Raw genomic sequence first — 22,953 nt, forward strand, 5'->3', positions numbered from 1 at the left:
AAAATGGGGAAATTATACGCAAAATTGGGTTTAGGCTGCCTGAAACTTCATTCACGGTGGTAGGGGTGTTGGTGCAAAATGGAAACGGCACGGTAAAGTTGTTCGGTCAATAAAACGCGCACCATGCCGTGTGGTAGGGTTAGGCTGGATAGGCGCATCATCAGTTTGGCTTTTTGTTTGAGTGTATCGGTCATGCCGTCTGCACCGCCGATGACAAAACAAACGTGTTCGCCATTCTGTTGCCAATTTTTCAGATGTTCGGCCAATTGCATGGAAGTGGGGGCTTGTCCGCGTTCGTCCAGTACCACCAAAAACGCGCCTTGTGGTATGGCTTCCAATAGGCGTTTTTCTTCGGCTGCCATGCCTTGTGCTGTATTGATGCCTGAACTGCGTTTTTCGGGTTTGATTTCTTTGAGGGTATAGTGGATGTCGCGTCCGAAACGTTTGGCGTAATCGTTTACGGCTTCGTCTACCCAACGTGGCATTTTGGTGCCAACGGCTAATACGGTGATGTTCATGACTTGGCTTGGGATTGGGTTAAAGATTAAAATGGGTTTTTCAGGTAGCCTTATGAATGGGAAAAATATGGCTTTAAATATACAAATTATGGCGGTTACGCCGTTTCGGCAGAATTGTACCTTACTTTGGTGCGACCAAACACGCGATGCGGTATTGATTGATGTGGGAGGTGATGTGGATTTTGTGTGGCAACAGGTTCGGGATTTGGGTGTGAATTTGCAGGCTGTGTGGCTGACACATGGTCATCTTGATCATGCTGGTGGCGTACCTGCTTTGTTGGAGCGGGCTGTTGTGCCTGTATTGGGTCCTCATATAGAAGATGATTTTTTGTTGCAAAGCTTGCCTGAAAAGACGGCTTCTTATGGTTTTCCTGTTTGTCCTGCGTTTGTGCCTACGCGCTACTTGAATGAGAGCGACAGCATGATGTTGGGTGAATATCGTTTTGATGTGTGGCACATTCCAGGACATACACCAGGTCATTTGGTGTTTTATTGTGCTGCACAAAATCTTTTGATTGCAGGCGATGTGCTGTTTCACGAAAGCATTGGGCGAACCGATTTTCCACGCAGCAACCATCAAGCCTTATTGGAAGGCATTCGAGATAAATTGTATGTGTTGCCTGATGAAACGGTGGTGTTGCCTGGACATGGGCGTACTACCACGATTGGGCATGAGAAACAACATAATCCCTTTGTGCAACCTTGATTTTATGGTGGATTGGTATGGTAAAAGGCTGTCTGAAAGTTCAGGCAGCCTTTTAAACACCATTCAATAATGTGGTGGCACTTCTTCTATTAAGCTGTATGGTTTGTTGTTTGATGCCGTATCCGCTTGGTTTTGCAATTTGTGGTACAACAGGCGCAATTGTGCTTGCTGCAAATCCAAAGTTTCACGCATTTGAACAATGGTGTCGTTCAAATTTGCCAGCAATTCATCTTGAAATGCCACGCGAATTTCCAATTCTGTGATGCGGTTTTCGGTATCGTTCATTTTCAGGCAGCTTTAAAGTACCATGGCGGCTATCCAGCCTGCAATTAACAAGGGAATGTTGTAGTGTAAAAAGGTGGGAATTACGCTGTCGCGCATATGGTCGTGTTGTCCGTCCGCATTTAAGCCCATGGTTGGACCCAGTGTGGAATCGGAAGCTGGCGAACCTGCATCGCCCAGCGCACCTGCCGTACCAATAATGGCAATGGTGGCAAGGGGTGAAAAACCCAATCCAGCACACAATGGTACATAAATTGCAGTAATAATTGGCAAAGTAGCAAAAGAACTGCCTATGCCCATGGTTACCAATAAACCAACCATTAACATGGCAAAGGCGGCAGCCGCTTTGCTGTCTGAGAACATATTTGCGCTGGCTTCAACCAAAGGTTTGATTTGGTCGGTAGCGTTCATCACTGATGCAAAACCTTGTGCGGCAATCATGATGAAACCAATCATTGCCATCATTTTGATGCCTTGATTGAAAACGGAGTCGGCATCTTGTCGGCGCACGACACCGAGCATCATAAATACTGCGAAACCCAACATCGCACCGAGTAAAAGCGCGTCTTTATACAGCAGTTGAATGGCAAAACACACTAAAATGGCAAGTGCAGCAACGGCAGAGCGGTAGTTGGAAACGTGAGGTTGGGCGGCTGCCTGAATGTGGCTTTCGGTATCAATTTGCTTGTCTTGGTAAATGCGTTTGCGACCGTAGCTGATGAACGCCAAAATCAAGCCTGTTACCATGCCCAAGGCAGGAATAGCCATAGCATACATTACATTGATACCTTGAACCATCATACCCGCTTTTTCGGCATTACCCAGCAGAATTTTGTTTAAGAAAATCGCACCAAAACCATAGGGTAAAAACATATAGGTTGTTACTAAACCGAAAGTCAGCACGCAAGCAATCAAACGGCGGTCAATGTGTAAGCGGTTGAACACCAATAATAAAGGGGGGACAATCATGGGAATAAAAGCAATGTGAATGGGTACAATGTTTTGACTCATGATGCCCATTGCCAGTAAACCCAGCAATAAAATCCATTTTAAACGATTGATGCCATAAGGAATGTGGTCTTTTTTGTTGGTGTGGTCAATGCGACGAATGACTGCACCTGCGATTTGTTGTGGTAAACCTGAATGGGTAATTGCCATGGCAAACGCGCCCAACATGGCATAAGAAAGTGCAATGGTTGCACCACCAGATAGACCATTTTGAAAATGGGTAATCACACCTTGTGTGGTAACTTGTTGTGTGCTGGGGTCTATCACGTCAGCCAAAGGTAAACCTGCTGCCAAACCGCCTGCAAATGCCCCCAAAACCAAACTCAATACCACATGTACGCGCGATACTGATAAAACCAACATGACCAATACGCCAATGATGACTGCATTCATTGTGTTTCTTCCTTATGCAGAGGCTGCTTGAAATTTTTTTCAGGCAGCAAGTTTTGCAAACAAAAAGCCAGCATGATACTGTATGCTGGCTTTATGGTCTAGTTTTGTATTATGGGTTGGGTAAAATTGGTGCAATAAAAAATGCACCTGATTTTAGGTGCATGATTCAGATATGGCGCGGTGGACGGGGCTCGAACCCGCGACCACTGGCGTGACAGGCCAGTACTCTAACCAACTGAGCTACCACCGCGTAGATTAACTGCCGTTAAAGCAATCAATCAAAAAGTGGTGGGTGATGACGGAGTCGAACCGCCGACATTCTGCTTGTAAGGCAGACGCTCTACCAACTGAGCTAATCACCCATTTTTAATCTATTTCGCTTGTTGCGAAAGAATTTATTAAAACAAAATTTTGCTTTTTTGGCAAGGTTTATTTATGTTTTTTATGTTATTTATTGAAATAAAAAAGAATTTTCTTTATTCTTGAAAGGGGCGTTTGATTGAAACAGGCTGCCTGAAAGGTTTCAGGCAGCCTGTGGTAATAGGGTAATCAGTTTTTCACGAACAAATAACCTAAACCGCGTACGGTTTGAATCAGGGAAGGGTCGCCCAATTTGTGGCGAATGCTGGAAATGTGTACGTCAATGCTGCGGTCAAATTTTGCCAGTTTGCGGTCTAATGCTTCTAATGACAGGGTGTCTTTGCTGACCACTTGCCCTGCGTGGCGCATGAGTACTTCTAATAGGTTAAATTCGGTGCTGGTCAATTCCAAAGCACTGTCGCCTATGGTGGCTTGGCGTTTGGCGGGGTAGAGTGTTACGCCACTTGCGCTGACGGTATTGCCGTTGGTGGTGGCATCGTTGTTGTGTTGCGAACGGCGCAAAATGGCGTTGATGCGTGCCAAGAGTTCGCGTGGTTGGCAAGGTTTGGGGACATAATCGTCTGCACCCATTTCTAAACCGATGATGCGGTCAATGTCGTCCCCTTTGGCTGTGAGCATGATGATGGGGATTTTGCTTTGGGCGCGTACGGTTTTGAGTACGTCTAAACCATTCATTTTGGGCATCATGGAATCAAGTACCACAACATCGTATTCATTATTGCTACTCAAGATTTCTTTTACACCGCTTTCGCCATCGGGCATGCGGCTTACTTCTAAACCTTCGGCATTGAGGTATTCTGCCAAGAGTTCGGTTAGGGTATCGTCATCGTCCACCAGTAAAACGCGATTCATGATGTTTCCTTTCATCATTCGTTTGTGTAGTCAAAACGCGCGTATCTTAACAGTTCTGCTGCAAATTTGATAGCAGTATGGGCTTGTGATTTGCGCGTTTTTGCAATATTAAAGTGTGATTAACATTTTGTGTTTGGGGGTGTTTTGCTGGTGTGGTTGTTTCAAATAAAAATGGTACAGTGTTGTCAATGTTGTACACGGCGGACATTGTCGCCTTGTCCTGTTTGAATTTGAAACGACGATAATTTCACGCATTCAGGCAGCTTTTTGATGCTGGCGTGATACAAATGACAGGCTTGGGTGTAATCTTGATGTAGGTTGCGGTAATGTTCAGCGGACAGGGCGGAACCGTAGGCTTGGAATTTGGTGGGATAGTAACGATACATTAATTGCATCCAATCACGTGCTTCTTGGGTGTTGCCTGTGCGTTCGGCAACCAAAGCCCATTTATAGGCGTTGGCGTAAGGGCGAAATTGCATGGTTTCGCCGATGTGTTCACTTGCCCAGTTGGGTATGATGCTGTCGTGTGGGTCTATGTAATCAGAAAGTTGTAGTTGGGCGTAATAGCGCAACATGGGTTCGGTTTTGGCAGTGGTTAAAAGACCGATGATGTTTTCGGTGCGTTTGATTGTGGCAGTGGGGACGCTGCCTGAAACTTGGCGTAAGTCTTGATATGCTAAACCCAGACGCACAATGCCTGCCATCAGCAATATGCTTGCCATAATCGCGCTCCATTGGCGTTTTGTTTGTGTGTTTAGGCTGCCTGAAACCGTTTCGGCGACTTGTGCTGGTGGTGCAAAGCCAATGAATAGGGCGAATACACTTAAAAAATAGATGTACCACAAGGGATATTCCACAAAACTGTGTACCAAAGAGACACTCATTAGGGCGACCAAAAACAGTCCTACTGTGGCGTGTTCGCGTTTCAGGCAGCCGTGTATTGCCCAAAGTAAACCACCCAGAACCAACAATGTGCCGACCAAGCCCATTTCTGCCAATAAATTCAAAAAGGAATTGTGGCTGTGGGTGAACAGGACATTGCCTTCATAAGGGCGAAAACCTGTGGGGTAAACGTTGGTTAAGAAACCGTGTAGTGAATAGCTGCCCCAGCCATAGCCAAATAAGGGCGCAGAGAGAAAAATTTGCCATGCTTTTTGCCATTCATAACCGCGTCCCGAGCCGCCAAATGATGACCCCATGCGTTCTGCTGCGCTGTGTAGGTTGCTGCCTGAAAACAGGTTTAAAATCGGTTCAATCGCAAATTGCAGCAGCAAAACACAGATGGCTGCTGCACCGAAAGCCAATGTCGTACGCGTAACATGGCTGCCTGAAAGCAATCGCCACAGGGGGAGCAAAACCGCCAAAGCTAAAACATAGCCAAAAATCGTGCGTGAGCCTGTTAAGCCCATGACTGATGCGAAAAACAGCACGAAAAACACTGCCCAATAAATGGCTAAACGGCGTTGTGACCACAGCCAAGCTGCTGACAGTACGCCCCACATCATGTAATGTCCAAAGTGATTTCGCTGTGCCAACTGTCCTTCCACAATGCCTGTGCGGTACATCAAATAGCCTTTGAATTGGGCTGCCCAACCTGTGTATTGTAGCCAACCGATTATGCCTTGTGCCACGCAGCCAATGAGTAATACCGCTGCCAATACGGAAACTGCACGTTCTAAACCAATTTGCCATACCCAAGCGCGTGCTGCCCAGCAAGCCAATGCCAAAATCACAAACGACCAAGCCACCATATCGGTTTGACCGTGATAAACCAAATTCATAGCTCGTGCTTGTATCGCCCAAAATACCGCTAATGCCAAGAAATACCACGTTGAGCGCGGTAGGGCGGTTTGTTTCAGACTACCTGAAAATGCAGTCAGCAAGACAAACAGTAAAACCGCAAACAAAGAACCGCTTTCCAAGAAAAAGCTGCTTAATGGACCTACGCGGTAAATGGACAAAAATGGCACAACAGCAATCAAGAACAAACTTGTCCACAAGGGAAAAAGTTGGCTTTGCCAGAGAGAAGCAGGGGATTGAGAAGTCATGGGAATGAATGAAAAATGATTGAATGAACAAATAAATGCTGTTAAAAGGCTGCCTGAAACCGAAACTAATCCCCTTTTTTGGGGTGTTTAAACTGTTTTAAATATGCCAAGCAAGCCACAAAAAACAGCACACTTAACAAAATTTCCCCAATAGCAAAGCCAACACTGATTATTGAAACATCAAACAAGCGCATCACACCTTCGGTGAAATATGCCAAAATCAGCATGGAACAATATTGATAAGTGTAAATGCGTCCCGATAAAATGCCCTGCAAAGGCAAACACAGGGGCAAAAGTTTGATGACCAACAACCAACGACCTGTGTGCAGTGGTGCGTAAAGTCCGTCCCAAGCCAAAGTTAATACAATCAAGCCCAACCATGCTGCGCGTGCGGTGGGCAATTTCCAGTTTTTGAGGGGCTGAATGTGGGACATGGTGTGGGTTTGAATGGTAAACAGAAAACGCGTAATTATACTGTAAAAGGCTGCCTGAAAAGCATGACTGTGTTTTCAGGCAGCCTGAAAACGGTGTTTTATGCACCCAAAAACCAAAATTTGGCAATCCATGCAATCGCCACAAGCCATACCATAACAGGCACTTCCTTGACGCGTTTGCAAATCAGTTTAATCACGGCATAGCTGATAAAACCTGCGGCAATGCCATCGGCAATGGAATAGGTAAAAGGCATAAACGCAATGGTCATGAAAGCAGGCGCGGCCTCGGTGATGTCGTTCCAATCGATTTCGGTGGCAGAACGCAGCATTTGTACGCCGATGTACAGCAGGGCAGGGGCAGTGGCAAAGGCTGGCACGGCTTTTGCCAATGGCGAAAACCACAAACACGCCAACATCAATACGCCAACCGTTACCGCTGTCAAGCCTGTGCGTCCGCCTGCTGCTACGCCAGAGGCACTTTCCACATAAGGCGTAATGGACGATGTACCCAAAGATGCACCTGCCACAATCGCAGTGGAGTCGGCAAACAGGGCGCGTTTCAAACGCGGCAAATGACCGTTTTTATCCAGCAAGCCCGCACGGTGTGAAACACCAACCAGCGTCCCTGTACTGTCAAACAAATCCACCAAGAAAAACACGAAAACCACCGCAATCATGCTGCCATTAAATAGACCATTGAAATCCATTTGCATGAAAGTCGGTGCAATCGAAGGCACGGCAGAGACAATGCCGTGAAATTGCGTTAAATCAAAAATCATCGCCAAAGCGGTAATCGCACCAATGCCGATGATGATTGCCCCACGCACACGGAAATAATCCAGTGCAATAATCAGGAAAAAACCCAGCAAAGCCAGCAAAACGGGGAGATTAGGGGTTTTGATGCCGTCTTTGATTTCATAAATATTGTTCATTTTCAGCAAAGTGGCTTCGCTGGCAATCACAATGCCCGAGCCTTTGAGTGCAATCAATGCCAAAAATAAACCAATGCCTGCCGCAATCGCCATTTTCAGGCTCATGGGCAGGGCATTGACCAACATTTCACGGATTTTGAAACAGCTGAATATCAAGAACAAAATGCCCGACATGAACACCGCTGCCAGCGCGATTTGCCAGCTTACGCCCATGCCTTGTACCACGCTGAACGTGAAATAAGCGTTCAAGCCCATACCAGGTGCAAGCGCGATGGGATAATTGGCAAACAAACCCATCACAAAACACGCAATGGCAGCGGAAATACAAGTTGCCACAAACACCGCCCCAAAATCCATGCCCGTGATGGACAAGATACTCGGATTGACGATGACGATGTAGCACATGGTCAAAAAAGTGGTCAGTCCTGCCAAAATTTCGGTGCGGACAGATGTGCCGTTTTCTTTTAGTTTGAACAGGCGTTCAAGTAAATTGGTATGTGAAGATTTCATCATCTTATTTTAAGTGGGGTTAAGAATAGGTGCGATTGTAGTCGTTTTCAGGCAGCCTGAAAATGGTCGGTGTCAGCACCAACCCTAAAAAGTAGGGCATCAATTCCAAAGCTGAAAAGGTTTTTGCTGCTTGAAATCTTTGCAAAACTTGGTTTGTAGGAGCAGATTTTATTTTTTACTGCTACGACTATATTGACTGTTTATGCGCTGATGCGGTTTGCTTTACATGTGCCAAGTTCATGCCCAGCGAAAAATATGGGGCTTGCATATTTATAAAGATACGTTCTTATTGATTTTGTCCTTGCAACCACGCTGCCAAACGCGATACCGCATCAGGCTGCCTGAAAAGGTGGGTTTGCCAGTTTTGTGCCACATTTTGCCATTGTGCCAAATTGTGCCATAGCGTTTGCCATGCGTTTTGGCGTGCACTGTCGCTCAAAATATGTGCGCCGTTGAGTTCATCGGAAAGCGCGATAAAGGCTGCCTGAATGGGCTGGTGTTCTGTCCAAACCATGCGCCAAAATGCGTCCAATTTGTCCAAATGCACCAAATTTTCTTGCGGATAAATGTGCCAAAAAAACGGCTTGCCCGAATATTGGGCGCGAACAAAACTGTCTTCGCCACGCACAAATAACACATCAGCCGATGCCAAAACTGCATCAAATTGATGTTGTGGCACAAAAGGGGCAAGGCTGACTTCTAGGCTGCCTGAAACATAAGTGGCTTGGTTTTGAAACGCATTATCTGGCAAAAAACCGTTTTCTTGTAAGCTGCGAGCAATGGTGTTGCCTGCCAATTTGATGTGCAAATGCCAGCCTAAATTGCGCCAACAAGTCAGCCATTTTGCCCAAATTGGGCTAGGATAGCCGAATAGGTAAAATATGGTTTCGTTTTGTGGTTTTGCAGGCAGTTGTTTTTGTTCTGTTTGCCACCGCCCTAACTTTCCTTTGCAAGCATGGGGGAGAGCAGATTGATGCTGCTGATTGAAAGGCTGCCTGAAAAAATCAGCCACATTTTCTTCACGCAATAAACCACCTGTTTCGGGTAAAAAACCCATTTGCCAGAAGAATTTGTGTGTGTCATCGGCTTGTAAAGATGGCATCAAGTGGGTGCGAATTGCCCAATCTTCCGCGCTCAAATATTCCCAGTTCAGCCAGATTGCGCCTGTTTGTTTGATGATGGCACGCACGTTTTCAGGCAGCGTACAGGCAAAGGTTTCTATGACCACATCAGGCTGCCTGAAACCTTGTAAATCCACATTTTGTCCCTCTTGCCAAGCGTGCAAAGCGATGTTTGCCCCATTTTCAGGCAGCCTTTGGGTGGCATCGGGCGCAATTGCGTGCAAAGTGGCAAAATCGTCCAACCACAAATGCACTTCTGCACCCAAACGTTTTTGCAATTCTTGTGCCAACCGCCACGATACGCCGATGTCGCCAAAGTTATCAATTACGGTACAAAACAGCCAAAAAACGGGTTTCATATTGTGAATTCTCGGAAAAAATGGGCGGATAATAGGCAGGGTGGGGCGGCTTGTCAAAATTTTGCGAGGGCAACTGTTCAGGCTGCCTGAAATTCTCTACAATGGCAGCTGTTTTTAATGTGATAAACAAAGGATTATATGATGATTGCCAAACAACTTTTTGAAGATTTGAGCAGCAAGTTGGGTGAAACGGTTGCCAATAGCCCTGTGAAAGATATGGAAAAAAACGCCAAAGCGATGTTGAGTGGTGCGTTTGCCAAAATGGATTTGGTTACGCGTGAAGAGTTTGATGTGCAACAGCAAATTTTGGTTAAAACGCGGATTAAATTGAGCGAAGTGGAAGCACGTTTAGCGGCTTTGGAAGCGAAATTGGCTGCGTCTGAAACGCCAACAGAAGACAATCAGGCTGCCTGAAAAATCGGGCAATAAAATCATGTGAACTTGGGATTGGGTTCAATAAAAACTTTGCTGTATGGGGTTTTACCGTTTACCATTCTGATTATTTCTTTTGGGGCTGTTTGAAAAGAGTGGGTCAGCATCCACTCTACGCAAGTTATTTTTTTGTGGTATTTCAATTTTTTATCCCAAATTCACGTTACGGTCAATCCATTCAAAAACAGTATCACAATGAATGTAGGGTGCAATTTGTTGCACTATTTTTTCTGATTAAACGTGATTTCGGTGCAACAAGTTGTACCCTACATCGTATTCTATTGGGTGAATTTAATTTGGTTCACAATGCACGGCGAAAACCCACTGCTTTGAGAATGTGGCTGCGATGGACGGTTTCATCGCCTGCCAAGTCGGCAAGTGTGCGTGCCACGCGCAAAATGCGGTGGTAGCTGCGAGCAGAAAGCGTGAGCTTTTCCAACATGGTGGCAAGGGCATGACGGGCTTCATCGCTAATGGTGGTGCTGTTGTCCAATTCACTGCCGCTTAATTGGGCATTGGTTTTGCCTTGTCGGGCATATTGTGTTTCGCGTGCTTGTAAAACCCGTTGTAAAACGCTGGCACTGCTTTCGCCTGTTTGAGTTTGTGCCAATTCTTCGGCAGATAGGGCGGGTACTTCAATGGTTAAATCAATGCGATCGAGTAATGGACCTGAAATCTTTTCTCGGTAACGGCGCACGCTTTCGGGTGTGCAGCGACAGGGTTTAGATGGGTGTCCCAAATAACCGCATGGACAGGGGTTCATGGCGGCAATCAGCTGAAAACGTGCTGGAAACGTGGTTTTACCTGCGGCGCGTGAAATATGGATTTGTCCGCTTTCTAAAGGGTCGCGCAACATTTCCAGAACTTTTCGGTCAAATTCAGGCAGCTCATCTAAAAACAGAACACCATGATTGGCAAGCGAAATTTCGCCTGGTTTGGGATTGGAACCTCCACCGACCAAAGCGGCGGAACTGGTGGAGTTGTGTACGGCAATAAAGGGGCGTTCGCTGTTGAGGCTGCCTGAAAATTGGGGCAAGAGTGAGCGCAATGCCCATACTTCCATTTGTTCAGCTGGGGAAAGTGGTGGCAAGATGCTGGGCAGGCGGCGTGCCAACATGGATTTGCCTGTACCTGGCGGACCGACCATCAATAGGCTGTGTCCGCCTGCGGCGGCGATTTCCAAAGCCAAACGTGCGGTGTGTTGTCCTTTGATGTCTTTTAAATCGGCTTGTTCGTATGCGTTTGTTGTTTCGGTTGGTGTAAACGTGGTGCGTGCCAAAGGGGCAAGACGATTAAGATGGGCTGCTACTTCCCCCAAGCTGTTGGCACCATAGACTTGCACGTCTTGCATCACAGCAGCGGTTTGTGCGTTTTGCATGGGTAAAATAAAAGCACGTCCTGCTTGTTGTCCTTGCCATGCCATTGCCAAGCCACCGCGTATCGGACGTAGGCTGCCTGAAAGGGCAAGTTCGCCTGCCAATTCATAATGGGGCAGGTCTTCTGGGCTGATTTGTCCCGAAGCCACCAAAATGCCAATGGCGATGGGTAAGTCAAAACGCCCTGATTCTTTGGGTAAGTCAGCAGGGGCAAGATTGACGGTGATTTTTTGCGCGGGAAACTCAAAACCGCTTTGAATGATGGCTGCGCGTACACGGTCGCGGCTTTCTTTGACTTCTGTATCGGGCAAGCCCACGATATTGAATTGCGGTAAACCGTTAGCGAGATGGGTTTCCACTTCCACTAAAGGTGCATTCATGCCATTTAAGGCGCGACTGTTGACAAGGGATAAACTCATAATGATTTGTTTGAAAAAGGGAATGGGTGGAACACAGGCTGAAATTTTTGCCAAACTTGGCTTGTGGGGGTGGATTTGATGTCTGTTCTATGTTCGGTTGTATGGTTAATCCATTTAAAAACAGTACAAATGTAGAGTGAAATTTGTTGCTCTCTTTTTCCGATAAAACATGGATTGGGCAAAAGTTTCAGGCTGCCTGAAAAGATGGAGCAAGGTTCAGGTAATGGCAGTAAAAAAGTTGAACAATGTTTCAGGTAGCCAACGCAGATGACCGCGTCCTGTGCCGCTGACAAAAGCCACATGTCCACCGTGTTGCGGTTGCAGCAAATAAACATAAGGTGATACATCGGCAAGGGTCGGCAAATAAGGTGCAGGCAGAAAAGGGTCATTGCGTGCATTGAGCAATAAAGTGGGCGTAGCGATGTGTTTCAAAAAAGGCAAGGCGGCGGCACGGCGATAATAATCGTCTTTGTTGGCAAAACCGTGCATAGGGGCGGTATAAGCATCATCAAAATCCCCTAAATGGCGGATTTTTTGTGTGGGTGTGTGTGGTACTTTGTTCATTAAGGTTTTTAAAAAATATTCTGTGTACAATAATTTGGGTAAACCGTGTATTAAAGCGTGTCCTGATGCAGGTAAATTGACGGGGGCAGATACCGCAGCGGCAGCGCGTGGCACAGCATTGTTGCCCTGTTCGCCCAAATACTTCATTAAAGCATTGCCACCCAGAGATACGCCAACGGCATACACGTTTGGATAACGTTGCGATAATAAGTTCAAAGTGTGAGCGATTTCGCGGGTATCGCCGCTGTGATACATGCGTTTGGACGGTACTCCACCGCAACTGCGAAAATGTGCCACGACACCGTGCCAGCCAAATTTGCGTACAGCGTGCATCAATTCTGTGGCGTAATGACTGTGGCTGCTGCCTTCTAAACCGTGGAACAACACCACACAAGGTGCGTGAACATCAGCCGCGTCCACAAAATCATAAGCTACTTGGTCTTCGCCATAACTGTCGAGCAGCAATTCACGGCGATAAGGTGGGGCAGGGCGTTGCAAAGTTTTGGCATATAAGGTTTGTGCATTGCCACTCCATAACCAAAGTGGTACTTGGGGTTCATTGTAATAAAAACGGCTGAAATCGGGTTGAAACATGATTGCGACTCGATTTGTGTTTCAGGCAGCCTACTGAACAAGGGCTGCCTGAAAGTGGAATGAGCATGAAAAAAATGTCATATTAGCGGAAAAGGTAATTATCAGCAAATTCATGTTTTCAATCTGCTATACGCACCGTTTTTTCAGGCAGCGCACACAAAATCCCAGCCACAATAATCGTGATGATGCCCACAATCTCCCAAAAATCAATCGGTTCACCCAAAAACGCCATACCATAAATTGCCGAAAACACAATCGTCAAATACGACAAAGCCGCCACCGTGAATTTACTTCGCCCTTCCGAATAGGCTTGCGTCATCGCCAGTTGCGCCAACAAACCTGCCGCCCCCACGCCCAGCAAATGCGGCAAACTCTGCCAAGTGAGCGTGTGCCAACCTGCTGCCGTAGCCATGATTGCCGAACCCACCGTTGCCAATGCCGAAAAATAAAACACAATCCGCCAAGCAGGTTCGCCAGCTTGCGACAATTCGCGCACCTGCAACAACGCAAACGCCGCAAACAAACCCGCGCCCAAATTCAACAGCGTTTCCCACCACAAATTCGCCTGAAAACTGGGGCGCAACATCAACGCCACCCCCACCAAACCCAGCAGCAAAGCCAACCACGTTTTGACAGATGGCGGCTCTTTCAGCCAAATCAGCGACAGCAATGCCATGAAAATGGCAGATGTGTAGCTCAACGTAACCGAAGTTGCCAAAGGCAAATATTGCAAACCGTAAAATGCCAACAACAGCGAAACCGTGCCAGCCGTGCCACGCCACAAATGCCCCAAAATCAAGCGGCTTTTGAGCGTTTGGCGGCGCGACAACACCGAAATGGCAATCGCACTTGCAGGCAGCACCGACCGCCAAAACGCCAATTCATAGGCATTCATGTGAAAACGCACGGTCGCGTTTTTAACCAAAATTCCCATAATCGCAAACAAAAAAGCGGCAACAATCATCCATGCCGAACCGAGTTTCAGTTTCATTTTTCCATCAAAAATCACCACATCATTTGCCGATTTTAGCATTTTTGTGGTGATTTTTTGGGTTTCAGGCTGCCTGAAAGTCGGCGATAAAAACAAAGTTTTTGCCTTCGGCGACTTACTTTTTAAAAAAGTAAGCCAAACATATTCAACGCACGTCTGTATTTTTAAAATTTACCAATTCATACATATTCGGCACGCCTATGCCAAAAGGCTACCTGAAGACTTAAGGTAGCCTTTATCCGTATTGTGCATTTATCTAATTATCGCCCCAAATTGATGTAAATTATTGACCGATAAAAAACACTTTACTTATTGAACAAAATAAACATAATATTCATTTTTTTTCATAGGAAAGTATCATGTCCGAACAATCCAACGCGCCCAAACGCGAAAGTTTTTCTGGGCGCAATGCGTTTATCTTTGCCGCCATTGGCTCGGCTGTGGGCTTGGGCAACATTTGGCGTTTCCCCTACATCACCTATGAAAACGGTGGTGGCGCATTCATGATTCCCTATCTCATCGCTTTGCTCACCGCAGGCATTCCCATTGTGTTTTTGGATTATGCGATTGGGCATAAATTTCGCGGTTCAGCGCCTTTGGCGTATCGCCGTTTGAATCGCAAATTTGAAATGTTTGGTTGGTGGCAAGTCATCATCAACACCATTTTGGCAACCTATTATGCCGTGATTATCGGCTGGGCTGCCAGCTACACCTATTTTTCGTTGAGCAGCGCGTGGGGCAAAGACCCAAAAGGCTTTTTGTTTGGCGAATATTTGAAAGTGGCTGCCGACCCTGGTGTGGGCTTGGATTTTGTCGCGGGCATTGTGTTGCCTTTGGTTGGCGTTTGGGTGTTGGTTACGGCTTTATTGGCAACGGGCGTGCAAAAAGGCATTGGTAAAGCCAGCACCATTTTGATGCCTTTATTGACGGTGATGTTTGCCTTGTTGGTGGTGTATTCGCTGTTTTTACCTGGTGCAACCAAAGGTTTGAACGCCTTGTTTACCCCAAATTGGGAAAAGCTGGCTGACCCCACCGTTTGGATTGCGGCTTATGGGCAAATTTTCTTTTCACTCTCGATTTGCATGGGCATTATGGTAACGTATGCCTCATATTTGAAACCGAAATCCGATTTGAGCGGCACAGGTTTGGTGGTGGGTTTTGCCAACAGCAGCTTTGAGATTTTGGCTGGCGTGGGCGTGTTTGCCGCTTTGGGCTTTATGGCGCAAAACATGGGTAAAGAAGTGAGCGATGTTGCCGCCAACGGCTTGGGTTTGGCATTCATTGCTTTCCCCACGATTATTGACCAACTGCCATTTGGCAATGCCTTGATTGGTTTGTTGTTTTTTGGTTCACTGTTTTTTGCGGGCATCACGTCTTTGATTTCCATTTTGGAAACGATTATCGCGGCGGTGCAAGACAAAACCCATTTTCCACGCGCCAAAGCCACTTTGGTGGTGTGTGTGCCTTTATCCATTGTTTCGGTGCTGATGTTTGGCACCACCACAGGCTTGCCTTTGCTGGACGTGATGGATAAATTCTTGAATAACTTTGGTATTGTGGGCGTGGCGTTTATTTCTATTGCGTGTATTTTGTTTACAGGCAGCCTGAAAACCTTGTCCGACCATGTAAACAGCGTTTCATCGTTGAAATTGGGCAAAGGCTGGCAAATTGTTTTGACGCTGACCACCATCGTGTTGGGCTACATGCTGGTTAGCGAATTGTGGAAAGTGGCAAACGAAGGCTACGAAAACTACCCCACTTGGTTTGTGGCAACATTTGGCTGGGGCATGTTGGCGGTGTACATTGTCTTTTCCATCATTTTGTCATTGGGTAAATGGAAACAGGAGAAATAATCATGACTTCAACCGCAATTTTAATGATGATTATTGCCATGGCGATTATTTGGGGCGGATTGGTCGCATCAATTGCCCGATTGCCTAAAGAAGAGCAAGATGACTAATTGTTACACCTTCAGGTAGCCTAAAACATTTTGAGGCTACCTGAAGCAGTCTTTATATCCAATACATCATTGATTAACATATATAATCTGATACTCGCTTATCCTTTTCCAGCAGTCGAATAAAAAAGCGATACTTTTTGTATCGCTTTTTTATTCAGATTTCCATTTAATGGCTCTCGTTTTCTTCACTTTCAACAATTTTGGCCAATGACACCAAAGTCGTGCCTTCGTCCAAGTTAATCAAACGCACACCCTGTGCCGCACGCCCTGTTTCACGAATTTGCGCCACTTTCGTGCGAATCAACACGCCGCCCGAAGTAATCAACATCAAATCATCGTTGGGCGAAACCAGCGTGGCTGCCACCAATTCGCCATTGCGCTCGCCCGTGTCAATCGCAATGATGCCCTGACCGCCCTTGCCTTTGCGCGAATAATCGTCAATGGGCGTGCGTTTGCCGTAGCCGTTTTGCGTGGCGGTCAAAACTTGCAAATCGCTACCCAATTCCGCCACCAACAAGCTGACAATTTTGCCGTTTTCAGGCAATTTCATGCCGCGTAAACCGCCCGAACCGCGACCGCTTGGGCGCACACCCTTATTCGTTTGCAAATTGAATTCGACCGAATTTTCATCTTCATTTTCAATGATTTCATCGTTCAGGCTGCCTGAAACGTCTTCATCTTCATCGGACACATTGCCCGCATAATATTCATTGAAACGAATCGCCTTGCCCAAATTGCTGAACAACATAATATCAGACGAACCCGACGTTTTCGCCGCGCCCACCAAGCTGTCGCCTTCTTTCAGCGCAATCGCCTTAATGCCGACCTTGCTCACATTTTTGAACGCAGACAACTGTACTTTTTTCACCACACCTTGCGCGGTCGCAAAGAACACATATTCATCTTCTGGGAAATCGCGCACAGGCAAAATGGCAGAAACCTTTTCATTTTCATCAAGTTGAATCACATTGTTAATCGGACGACCGCGCGAATTTCTGCCGCCTTCGGGCAAGCGGTACACCTTAATCCAATGGCATTTACCCAAATTCGTGAAACACATCAAATAATCGTGCGTGTTTGCCACGAATAAAGTTTCAATGAAATCTTCATCTTTGGTGGCAGCCGCCTGTTTGCCGCGCCCACCGCGCTTTTGCGCCTGATAATCGCTGGTCGGCTGGGTTTTGATGTAGCCGCCGTGCGTGAGCGTAACCACCATTTCGCGTGGCGGAATCAGGTCTTCATCGGCAATGTCGCCACCACCAAACACATTGATTTCACTCATTCTTTCATCGCCAAACTGGGTTTGCATGGCGGTGAGTTCATCATCAATGATTTGGCGAACGCGCTCGGGTTTGGCTAAAATGTCCAGCAAATCCACAATAATTGCCATTAACTCTTTGTATTCTTTAACGATTTCATCTTGGTCAAGACCCGTCAAATTCCGCAAACTCATGCGCAAAATGGCGCGGGCTTGCTCTTCGCTCAACCAGTAACCATCTGATTGCAAACCGCATTTTTCAGGCAGCCATTCGGGTCGCGCCATGCTCAAATCCAAATCGCTGCGATTCAACATTTCGCTGACCAAACCCGATTGCCAAGCACGGCTCAACAAGGCGACCCTTGCCGCGTCCGCATCGGCAGATTGTTTAATCAAAACAATCATTTCGTCAATATTGGACAGGGCAACCGCTTTGCCTTCGGCAATGTGTCCTTCGGCACGCGCTTTTTTCAGGCGAAACAAGGTTCTGCGCGTTACCACTTCGCGGCGATGGCGCAAAAATTCGCTCAAAATTTGTTTTAAATTCAACACTCTGGGCTGACCGTCTACCAAAGCCACCATGTTCATGCTGAATGTGTCTTGCAGTTGTGTGAGTTTAAACAGTTGATTTAAAACCACTTCTGCATTTTCGTTGCGTTTGAGTTCAATGACGATGCGTGTGCCGTCTTTGTCGGATTCATCGCGCAATTCGGCAATGCCTTCAATTTGTTTTTCGCGCACCAATTCGCCAATTTTTTCAACGAGTTTGGATTTATTGACTTGGTAGGGGATTTCGTCCACGATGATGGCTTCGCGTTCGCCATTCTTACCGATTGTTTCTAAATGGGTTTTGGCGCGAATCACCACGCGACCGCGCCCTGTGTGGTAGCCTGCGCGTACGCCATTGAGCCCGAAAATGGTGCCGCCTGTGGGAAAATCGGGGGCTTTAATCAAATCAATCAATTCGTTAATGTCGGTTTCGGGGTCGCGCAACAGTTTCAGGCAGCCTGAAAGTGTGTCGCGCAAATTGTGGGGCGGAATGCTGGTTGCCATGCCCACGGCAATGCCTTCTGAACCATTCACCAATAATGCGGGAAAACGTGTTGGTAAAACAAGGGGTTCGCGTTCGCTGCCGTCATAGTTGTCGCCAAAATCCACGGTGTCTTCTTCAATATCGGCAAGCATTTCGTGGGCGATTTTTGCCATGCGGATTTCGGTGTAACGCATGGCGGCGGCGGCATCGCCATCTACCGAACCGAAGTTGCCTTGACCGTCCACCAGCGTGTAGCGCATGGAGAAGGGTTGCGCCATGCGAACGATGGTTTGGTACACCGCGCTGTCGCCATGTGGGTGGTATTTACCGATGACATCGCCCACCACACGCGCGGATTTTTTGTATGCGCTGTTCCAGTTGTTTTTGAGTTCGTGCATGGCATACAGGGCGCGGCGGTGTACGGGTTTGAGTCCATCGCGCACATCGGGCAAGGCACGTCCCACAATCACGCTCATGGCGTAGTCCAAATAGGACTTTTTCATTTCGTCTTCTAGGCTGACGGCGATGGTTTCTTTGGCAAATTGGTGGTCGTGGATTTCACTCATGGCGATGTTCCGAAAATTCATAAAAAAACGTGCAATTTTAACATAAAAACAAGGTTTCAGGCTGCCATTTATTGATTAATAGGCTGCCTGAAACCTTGTTTTTATGATGATTTATTGTTGTTTACCGTGGAATGCACCAATGGTGTTGTTGTTTTGGGAAATACCACTAATTTCTTCTGTGGCATTGTTGCCAAAGAATCGCCCTTTTACGACCGTGCTTTCGCCTGTTTTGGGTTCAAAACCATTGCTTTGAATGGTGGCTTTGATGTTGCCACCATATTGGCTTTCACGAGAAATGGTGCCGCTTAATTCTTTGGTATCAAAATTGGCAGTGAGTACCGATGGGGGTAATATACCTTGTATGACATTATTACCATTTTGGTAAGTATGATGGGCTGCGCGAATGTCATATTTAATTGAACCATGTTGGGGAATTTGGTTTATATCGGTAAATTTGCCATTGAAGAAAGCAAAATCTTGTGTATGTTGGTTATTTTTGTCTGATGGGTTGCTGGATACACTTAATACACCTACGGTAACATTGTTTGAACCATTCCAAACTGTGGCTCTGCTCACACCTGCTGGTGCTTGTGAGTCATTATGGTTGAGTTGACCTTGATATAAACCCCAACCATTACTGAAAGTTTTACCAACGCGAGCTAAATCAAATGTGATGCCATTAACGGTAATTTGGTGTATGTTGCTGGCATCTGTGAGCATTAGGTTGTGTGTTAAACTTGGATTGTTTGAGTTTGGGCGTACTAAATAATCGAAACCTGGCGCAGTTGGATTAGATGCACTTGGATTGGACGGATTGGGTGTACTTGAAGTTAGTTTTTTTGTACTTCCACTGCTACTGCTGCTATATGCAGCGAGGCTGAATGTACAAATGGCTACTCACAGGGTTTGTGTTATTGTAGTCATTTTATACTCCTTATGTTGGTACATTGTTAAAGAAGAATGGCTGCTCTGGATTTTTTCAGGTAGCCTGAAATATGTCATTTTGAGAATGACCGTTTTATTTAATTGACTGGCGAATTTGAGCAATGGTTTGTGTGGTGGAGGTAGTATGTTCAAAGGGGATGGCATGTACTTGACCACCGCGAGACAGGGTTTCTTCTGCGCCTACTATATTGGTGATGGACCAATCACCACCTTTGACCAAAATATCAGGCAGAACCATTTCAATTAATTGAGCGGGTGTGTCGCTGTTAAACCATGTTACACAGTCCACATCTTGTAAGGCGGCAATAAGGGCTGCACGGTTTGCTAATGTGTTGATGGGGCGGTCATCGCCTTTGCCTTGTTGTTTAACTGATTCATCGGTGTTTAAAGCCACAATTAAACTGGCTCCCAAAGCGCGAGCTTGTGCTAGATAGGTGACATGCCCACGATGCAGAATATCAAAACAACCATTGGTAAATACCAAAGGGCGAGGCAATTGGGCGATGTGGGCAAGCAAATTTTCGGGAGCAATGATTTTTTGTTCAAATTCAGGAAGTGGATAAGTGTAAGTATTCATGGTTTTTTGCCCTATATTTGTTCGTCCAGTAGCGCATCAATAAAGTCGCGAGCATTGAAAGGGCGTAAATCGTCAATGCTTTCACCTACACCAATGTAGCGCACTGGAATGGCGCGATTGGAGGCCAATGCAGCCAAAATGCCACCTTTGGCTGTGCCGTCTAGTTTGGTAACAATCAAACCTGTGACACCGAGTGCATCATCAAAAGCGATGACTTGGTTGATGGCGTTTTGTCCAATATTGGCATCTAAAACCACGATGATTTCATGAGGGGCATCGGGCATGGCTTTTTGCAACACGCGTTTGACTTTTTTGATTTCTTCCATTAAGTGCAGTTGCGTGGGCAAGCGTCCTGCTGTATCTGCTAAAACGATGTCGATTTTTTTGGCTTTGGCGGATTCTACCGCATCAAAACACACGGCTGCGGAATCGCCCGATGCTTGTGAAATCACGGTTACACCATTGCGTTCGCCCCATTCTTGTAATTGTTCACGGGCGGCGGCGCGGAATGTGTCGCCTGCTGCCAGCATCACGGTTTTGCCTTGTGATTGGAAGTATTTTGCCAATTTGCCTATGGAAGTGGTTTTGCCTGCACCATTGATGCCTGCCATCATGATGACAAAGGGTTGACCGTTCTCGGGCAGAACCAAAGGTTGTTCCAATGGTTTAATTAAATCATATAGGGCTTCTTTTAAAGCAAGGCGCAATTCATGGGCATCTTTTAAACCTTTGAGAGAAACGCGGTCGCGCACTTCTTTCATCAGTTGCCCAGTGGCTTCAATGCCCATGTCGCTGGTTAATAATACGGTTTCCAATTCTTCATACAGGTCTTCATCAATTTTGCCGCCGCCAAATACGCTGGCTAAAGATTTCGCCATGTTGTTGCGCGATTTGCTTAATCCTTTGATGAGACGGGCTGTCCAGTTAAGTGCGGTTTCGTCATCACCTGTAAAAACCGTTGCGGCTTCGGCGGCTGTTAGGGGAGAAGGGGCTGCCTGAAAACCTTTGCCAACGTGGTTTTCATCAATATCGGTTGCGGCATCAGCAGCAGTTGGGGGGGGCGGGGCTTTGGCTGCTTGAAAGCCTGAGCCAATTTGGTGTTCGTCAATGTCTGTGGCGGCATCGGCTGATGGGGGTTGTTGCACCTGTTTATTTGCAGGCAGCATTGAGGTGGGTACGGGGTTCGACTTTGTGTGTTCATTAAGGTTTGTGGTGTTTTTTGCCAAGTTGGTTGGGGTTGCTTGGGTGGTTAATTCATGGTTTTTTTCAGGCAAAGTGGGTTGGTTGTTGTCCCGTATTTCGGCTGGTGCTGTCCATGAAGCAAGTTGTGTTTTGTTCTTGTTTTTGTTTGATGCAACAACGGGGCTAGCCCAACTGCGGATTTCTGTTTCTGCTGTTTCCATTGTTTCAACAGCTTCTGTTTCAACACTTTCGGTTAGGGCTGTGGCATTTTGTGTTTCATGAGTTGCATCTGTTAGATGAGGGGTTTGTTCTGTTTCAATTTGCTGTGTTTCTTTATCCGCAGACAAATTGTGTTTGGCTTCGGGTATCTCGGTGTTTGCTGTTTCAGCATGAGCGGTGAGTTCATTGTTGTGTTCACTTTGATTGCTGGTGGGCTCTTCGTAGCTGGAAACAGGCATTTCGGTTTCGTTTTGTGTGTTAAGTGCAACCGATGTTTCAGGCTTTATGGTGCTGTTTTCATGGGATAAAACAGCAGTTGTTTCAGTTTGGTGGGTATTTTCGTTTGGCGTATCGGGATTTTCAGGCAGCTTGTGGGTATTGGGCTGCTCGTTTTTTTTGAAAATGTTTTTGAAAAAGTTCAACATGATGCGGTTCTTTCGGTCAAAGCGACAGTTGAAATGTGGGTCAGAAAAAATGTCTCATTGTAGCCTGAAATTAGGCTGTCTGGAAACAGTTTGCCGTACTTTCGTGGCATAATCCGCGTTTTGGTTTGAATAAGGGCTTGTCATGAGCATGGTTGCCATAGTGGTGTTGGCTTTTGGCATGGCAATGGATGCGTTTGCAGCGGCTTTGGTGCGTGGTGCCAGTTTGTCTGAACAACTGCGTTTGCCTTGTTTGTTGCGAATGGCTTTGGTATTTGGTGTGGTGGAAACCGCCATGCCTTTGTTGGGTTTTGTTTTGGGCAGCGCGGCAGGAAGTTTGATTCAGCAATGGGACCATTGGTTGGCATTTGTTTTGTTGGGTTTATTGGGTGGCAAAATGGTGTACGAAGGTTTGTGTGAGACTGATGTAACCAAAAAAAATGTTGCTATACGAGATGATGTGCCACAAGGGCGTTTGATGTTGTTGGCGACGGCTTTTGCTACCAGTATTGATTCTTTGATTGTGGGCGTGGGTTTGGCATTTTTGGACGTGAACATTTGGCTGACGGCAGCAACGATTGGCATTACCACAACTCTTATGGCGGCTTTGGGTTTGCGTTTGGGGCATTTTTTTGGTGCGACATGGGGTAAGCGTGCAGAAGTAGCGGGAGGTGTGTTGTTGATGGGCATCGGTTGTTGGGTGTTGATGACGCATTTGGCTTGGGTGTAACAATAGGCTGCCTGAAACCTTTGCAAAATCCTCATCTTTGGCACATTGCTTCGTGCTTATCTTCGTTAAATGCTATGAAAATAGGGTAAGCCAAATGCCAAATTAGGACAAGTGTAGGGTGCAACTTGTTGGTTGTACCCT

Annotated in this window: 21 protein-coding genes and 2 tRNA genes; 5 read left to right on the top strand and 18 right to left on the bottom strand. The window is 46.5% G+C overall.

Going from position 1 to position 22,953, the window contains the following annotated elements:
- Window positions 1-47: 47 nt before the first annotated feature.
- Complete coding sequence (gene rlmH / locus Q4B82_RS01480) at window positions 48-518, bottom strand: 23S rRNA (pseudouridine(1915)-N(3))-methyltransferase RlmH (protein ID WP_303064659.1); 471 nt, start codon at window positions 516-518, stop codon at window positions 48-50.
- 67 nt (window positions 519-585) lie between these two features.
- On the opposite strand from rlmH, the gene Q4B82_RS01485 reads away from it, so the two are divergent.
- Window positions 586-1,224 carry an MBL fold metallo-hydrolase gene (locus tag Q4B82_RS01485; protein ID WP_303064660.1) on the top strand — a complete coding sequence of 213 codons (639 nt, stop codon included), beginning with the start codon at window positions 586-588 and terminating at the stop codon, window positions 1,222-1,224.
- 63 nt (window positions 1,225-1,287) lie between these two features.
- Here Q4B82_RS01485 and Q4B82_RS01490 read toward each other — a convergent pair whose 3' ends face one another.
- From Q4B82_RS01490 to earP, 10 genes are all read right to left on the bottom strand, one after another.
- On the bottom strand, window positions 1,288-1,509 hold the full coding sequence (locus Q4B82_RS01490) for a SlyX family protein (protein ID WP_303064661.1): 222 nt from the start codon (window positions 1,507-1,509) through the stop codon (window positions 1,288-1,290).
- Window positions 1,510-1,521: 12 nt separating this feature from the next.
- Window positions 1,522-2,907: a Na+/H+ antiporter family protein gene (locus Q4B82_RS01495; RefSeq protein WP_303064662.1), complete on the bottom strand. Its 1,386-nt coding sequence runs from the start codon at window positions 2,905-2,907 to the stop codon at window positions 1,522-1,524.
- Window positions 2,908-3,080: 173 nt separating this feature from the next.
- Window positions 3,081-3,157, bottom strand: a tRNA-Asp gene (locus Q4B82_RS01500).
- Between the two features lie 36 nt (window positions 3,158-3,193).
- A tRNA-Val gene (locus tag Q4B82_RS01505) sits at window positions 3,194-3,269 on the bottom strand.
- Between the two features lie 187 nt (window positions 3,270-3,456).
- On the bottom strand, window positions 3,457-4,140 hold the full coding sequence (locus Q4B82_RS01510) for a response regulator transcription factor (protein ID WP_303064663.1): 684 nt from the start codon (window positions 4,138-4,140) through the stop codon (window positions 3,457-3,459).
- 185 nt (window positions 4,141-4,325) lie between these two features.
- Complete coding sequence (locus Q4B82_RS01515) at window positions 4,326-6,188, bottom strand: PglL family O-oligosaccharyltransferase (protein ID WP_303064664.1); 1,863 nt, start codon at window positions 6,186-6,188, stop codon at window positions 4,326-4,328.
- Window positions 6,189-6,253: 65 nt separating this feature from the next.
- Window positions 6,254-6,622, bottom strand: coding sequence for a DUF2069 domain-containing protein (locus Q4B82_RS01520; protein ID WP_303064665.1), 369 nt, complete (start codon window positions 6,620-6,622; stop codon window positions 6,254-6,256).
- Window positions 6,623-6,720: 98 nt separating this feature from the next.
- Entirely contained in the window at window positions 6,721-8,064 is a 1,344-nt protein-coding gene (locus Q4B82_RS01525; protein WP_303064666.1) for an NCS2 family permease, read from the bottom strand.
- Window positions 8,065-8,083: 19 nt separating this feature from the next.
- The gene (locus Q4B82_RS01530) at window positions 8,084-8,209 is read right to left on the bottom strand and encodes a hypothetical protein (protein ID WP_303064667.1); all 126 of its coding nucleotides are present in this window, start codon (window positions 8,207-8,209) and stop codon (window positions 8,084-8,086) included.
- 141 nt (window positions 8,210-8,350) lie between these two features.
- A complete protein-coding gene (gene earP, locus Q4B82_RS01535) occupies window positions 8,351-9,544 on the bottom strand; it encodes an elongation factor P maturation arginine rhamnosyltransferase EarP (protein WP_303064668.1) in 1,194 nt (397 codons plus the stop codon).
- A 141-nt stretch (window positions 9,545-9,685) separates the two neighbouring features.
- On the opposite strand from earP, the gene Q4B82_RS01540 reads away from it, so the two are divergent.
- On the top strand, window positions 9,686-9,958 hold the full coding sequence (locus Q4B82_RS01540; RefSeq protein WP_303064669.1) for an accessory factor UbiK family protein: 273 nt from the start codon (window positions 9,686-9,688) through the stop codon (window positions 9,956-9,958).
- Between the two features lie 319 nt (window positions 9,959-10,277).
- On the opposite strand, the gene Q4B82_RS01545 is transcribed toward Q4B82_RS01540, so the two are convergent.
- The 3 genes from Q4B82_RS01545 to Q4B82_RS01555 form a co-directional block, all read right to left on the bottom strand.
- Window positions 10,278-11,771: a YifB family Mg chelatase-like AAA ATPase gene (locus tag Q4B82_RS01545; RefSeq protein ID WP_303064670.1), complete on the bottom strand. Its 1,494-nt coding sequence runs from the start codon at window positions 11,769-11,771 to the stop codon at window positions 10,278-10,280.
- 216 nt (window positions 11,772-11,987) lie between these two features.
- Window positions 11,988-12,929, bottom strand: a complete 942-nt coding sequence (locus Q4B82_RS01550) for a YheT family hydrolase (protein ID WP_303064671.1) — start codon at window positions 12,927-12,929, stop codon at window positions 11,988-11,990.
- A 118-nt stretch (window positions 12,930-13,047) separates the two neighbouring features.
- Window positions 13,048-14,016: a DMT family transporter gene (locus Q4B82_RS01555; RefSeq protein ID WP_303064672.1), complete on the bottom strand. Its 969-nt coding sequence runs from the start codon at window positions 14,014-14,016 to the stop codon at window positions 13,048-13,050.
- Window positions 14,017-14,279: 263 nt separating this feature from the next.
- Between Q4B82_RS01555 and Q4B82_RS01560 the strand changes: the two genes are divergently transcribed.
- Both Q4B82_RS01560 and Q4B82_RS01565 read left to right on the top strand, forming a co-directional pair.
- Window positions 14,280-15,773: a sodium-dependent transporter gene (locus tag Q4B82_RS01560; RefSeq protein ID WP_303064673.1), complete on the top strand. Its 1,494-nt coding sequence runs from the start codon at window positions 14,280-14,282 to the stop codon at window positions 15,771-15,773.
- Between the two features lie 2 nt (window positions 15,774-15,775).
- Window positions 15,776-15,880, top strand: a complete 105-nt coding sequence (locus tag Q4B82_RS01565; RefSeq protein ID WP_303064674.1) for a methionine/alanine import family NSS transporter small subunit — start codon at window positions 15,776-15,778, stop codon at window positions 15,878-15,880.
- A gap of 166 nt (window positions 15,881-16,046) precedes the next feature.
- Here the strand turns inward: Q4B82_RS01565 and gyrA are convergent, their stop codons facing one another.
- The 4 genes from gyrA to ftsY form a co-directional block, all read right to left on the bottom strand.
- Window positions 16,047-18,737 carry a DNA gyrase subunit A gene (gene gyrA, locus Q4B82_RS01570; protein ID WP_303064675.1) on the bottom strand — a complete coding sequence of 897 codons (2,691 nt, stop codon included), beginning with the start codon at window positions 18,735-18,737 and terminating at the stop codon, window positions 16,047-16,049.
- Window positions 18,738-18,848: 111 nt separating this feature from the next.
- Entirely contained in the window at window positions 18,849-19,457 is a 609-nt protein-coding gene (locus tag Q4B82_RS01575; protein ID WP_303064676.1) for a transferrin-binding protein-like solute binding protein, read from the bottom strand.
- Window positions 19,458-19,755: 298 nt separating this feature from the next.
- Window positions 19,756-20,259, bottom strand: coding sequence for a D-glycero-beta-D-manno-heptose 1-phosphate adenylyltransferase (rfaE2, locus tag Q4B82_RS01580; protein WP_303064677.1), 504 nt, complete (start codon window positions 20,257-20,259; stop codon window positions 19,756-19,758).
- 11 nt (window positions 20,260-20,270) lie between these two features.
- Window positions 20,271-21,662 (bottom strand): signal recognition particle-docking protein FtsY, encoded by a 1,392-nt coding sequence (ftsY, locus tag Q4B82_RS01585; protein WP_303064700.1) that lies wholly within the window; start codon window positions 21,660-21,662, stop codon window positions 20,271-20,273.
- A gap of 565 nt (window positions 21,663-22,227) precedes the next feature.
- Between ftsY and Q4B82_RS01590 the strand changes: the two genes are divergently transcribed.
- Window positions 22,228-22,812, top strand: coding sequence for a manganese efflux pump MntP family protein (locus tag Q4B82_RS01590; protein WP_303064678.1), 585 nt, complete (start codon window positions 22,228-22,230; stop codon window positions 22,810-22,812).
- Window positions 22,813-22,953: the final 141 nt, after the last annotated feature.

This window comes from Alysiella sp. (assembly GCF_030525755.1).
Lineage (GTDB): Bacteria > Pseudomonadota > Gammaproteobacteria > Burkholderiales > Neisseriaceae > Simonsiella.

Coding starts and splice junctions, on each gene's coding strand:
- Q4B82_RS01575 (WP_303064676.1), bottom strand. CDS start 19,457: ATGCTCACAGATGCCAGCAACATACACCAAATTACCGTTAATGGCATC.
- Q4B82_RS01485 (WP_303064660.1), top strand. CDS start 586: ATGGCTTTAAATATACAAATTATGGCGGTTACGCCGTTTCGGCAGAAT.
- earP (WP_303064668.1), bottom strand. CDS start 9,544: ATGAAACCCGTTTTTTGGCTGTTTTGTACCGTAATTGATAACTTTGGC.
- rlmH (WP_303064659.1), bottom strand. CDS start 518: ATGAACATCACCGTATTAGCCGTTGGCACCAAAATGCCACGTTGGGTA.
- gyrA (WP_303064675.1), bottom strand. CDS start 18,737: ATGAGTGAAATCCACGACCACCAATTTGCCAAAGAAACCATCGCCGTC.
- Q4B82_RS01520 (WP_303064665.1), bottom strand. CDS start 6,622: ATGTCCCACATTCAGCCCCTCAAAAACTGGAAATTGCCCACCGCACGC.
- Q4B82_RS01525 (WP_303064666.1), bottom strand. CDS start 8,064: ATGAAATCTTCACATACCAATTTACTTGAACGCCTGTTCAAACTAAAA.
- Q4B82_RS01545 (WP_303064670.1), bottom strand. CDS start 11,771: ATGAGTTTATCCCTTGTCAACAGTCGCGCCTTAAATGGCATGAATGCA.
- Q4B82_RS01540 (WP_303064669.1), top strand. CDS start 9,686: ATGATTGCCAAACAACTTTTTGAAGATTTGAGCAGCAAGTTGGGTGAA.
- Q4B82_RS01565 (WP_303064674.1), top strand. CDS start 15,776: ATGACTTCAACCGCAATTTTAATGATGATTATTGCCATGGCGATTATT.
- Q4B82_RS01560 (WP_303064673.1), top strand. CDS start 14,280: ATGTCCGAACAATCCAACGCGCCCAAACGCGAAAGTTTTTCTGGGCGC.
- Q4B82_RS01515 (WP_303064664.1), bottom strand. CDS start 6,188: ATGACTTCTCAATCCCCTGCTTCTCTCTGGCAAAGCCAACTTTTTCCC.
- ftsY (WP_303064700.1), bottom strand. CDS start 21,662: ATGGAAACAGCAGAAACAGAAATCCGCAGTTGGGCTAGCCCCGTTGTT.
- Q4B82_RS01490 (WP_303064661.1), bottom strand. CDS start 1,509: ATGAACGATACCGAAAACCGCATCACAGAATTGGAAATTCGCGTGGCA.
- Q4B82_RS01495 (WP_303064662.1), bottom strand. CDS start 2,907: ATGAATGCAGTCATCATTGGCGTATTGGTCATGTTGGTTTTATCAGTA.
- Q4B82_RS01510 (WP_303064663.1), bottom strand. CDS start 4,140: ATGAATCGCGTTTTACTGGTGGACGATGACGATACCCTAACCGAACTC.
- Q4B82_RS01590 (WP_303064678.1), top strand. CDS start 22,228: ATGAGCATGGTTGCCATAGTGGTGTTGGCTTTTGGCATGGCAATGGAT.
- Q4B82_RS01550 (WP_303064671.1), bottom strand. CDS start 12,929: ATGTTTCAACCCGATTTCAGCCGTTTTTATTACAATGAACCCCAAGTA.
- rfaE2 (WP_303064677.1), bottom strand. CDS start 20,259: ATGAATACTTACACTTATCCACTTCCTGAATTTGAACAAAAAATCATT.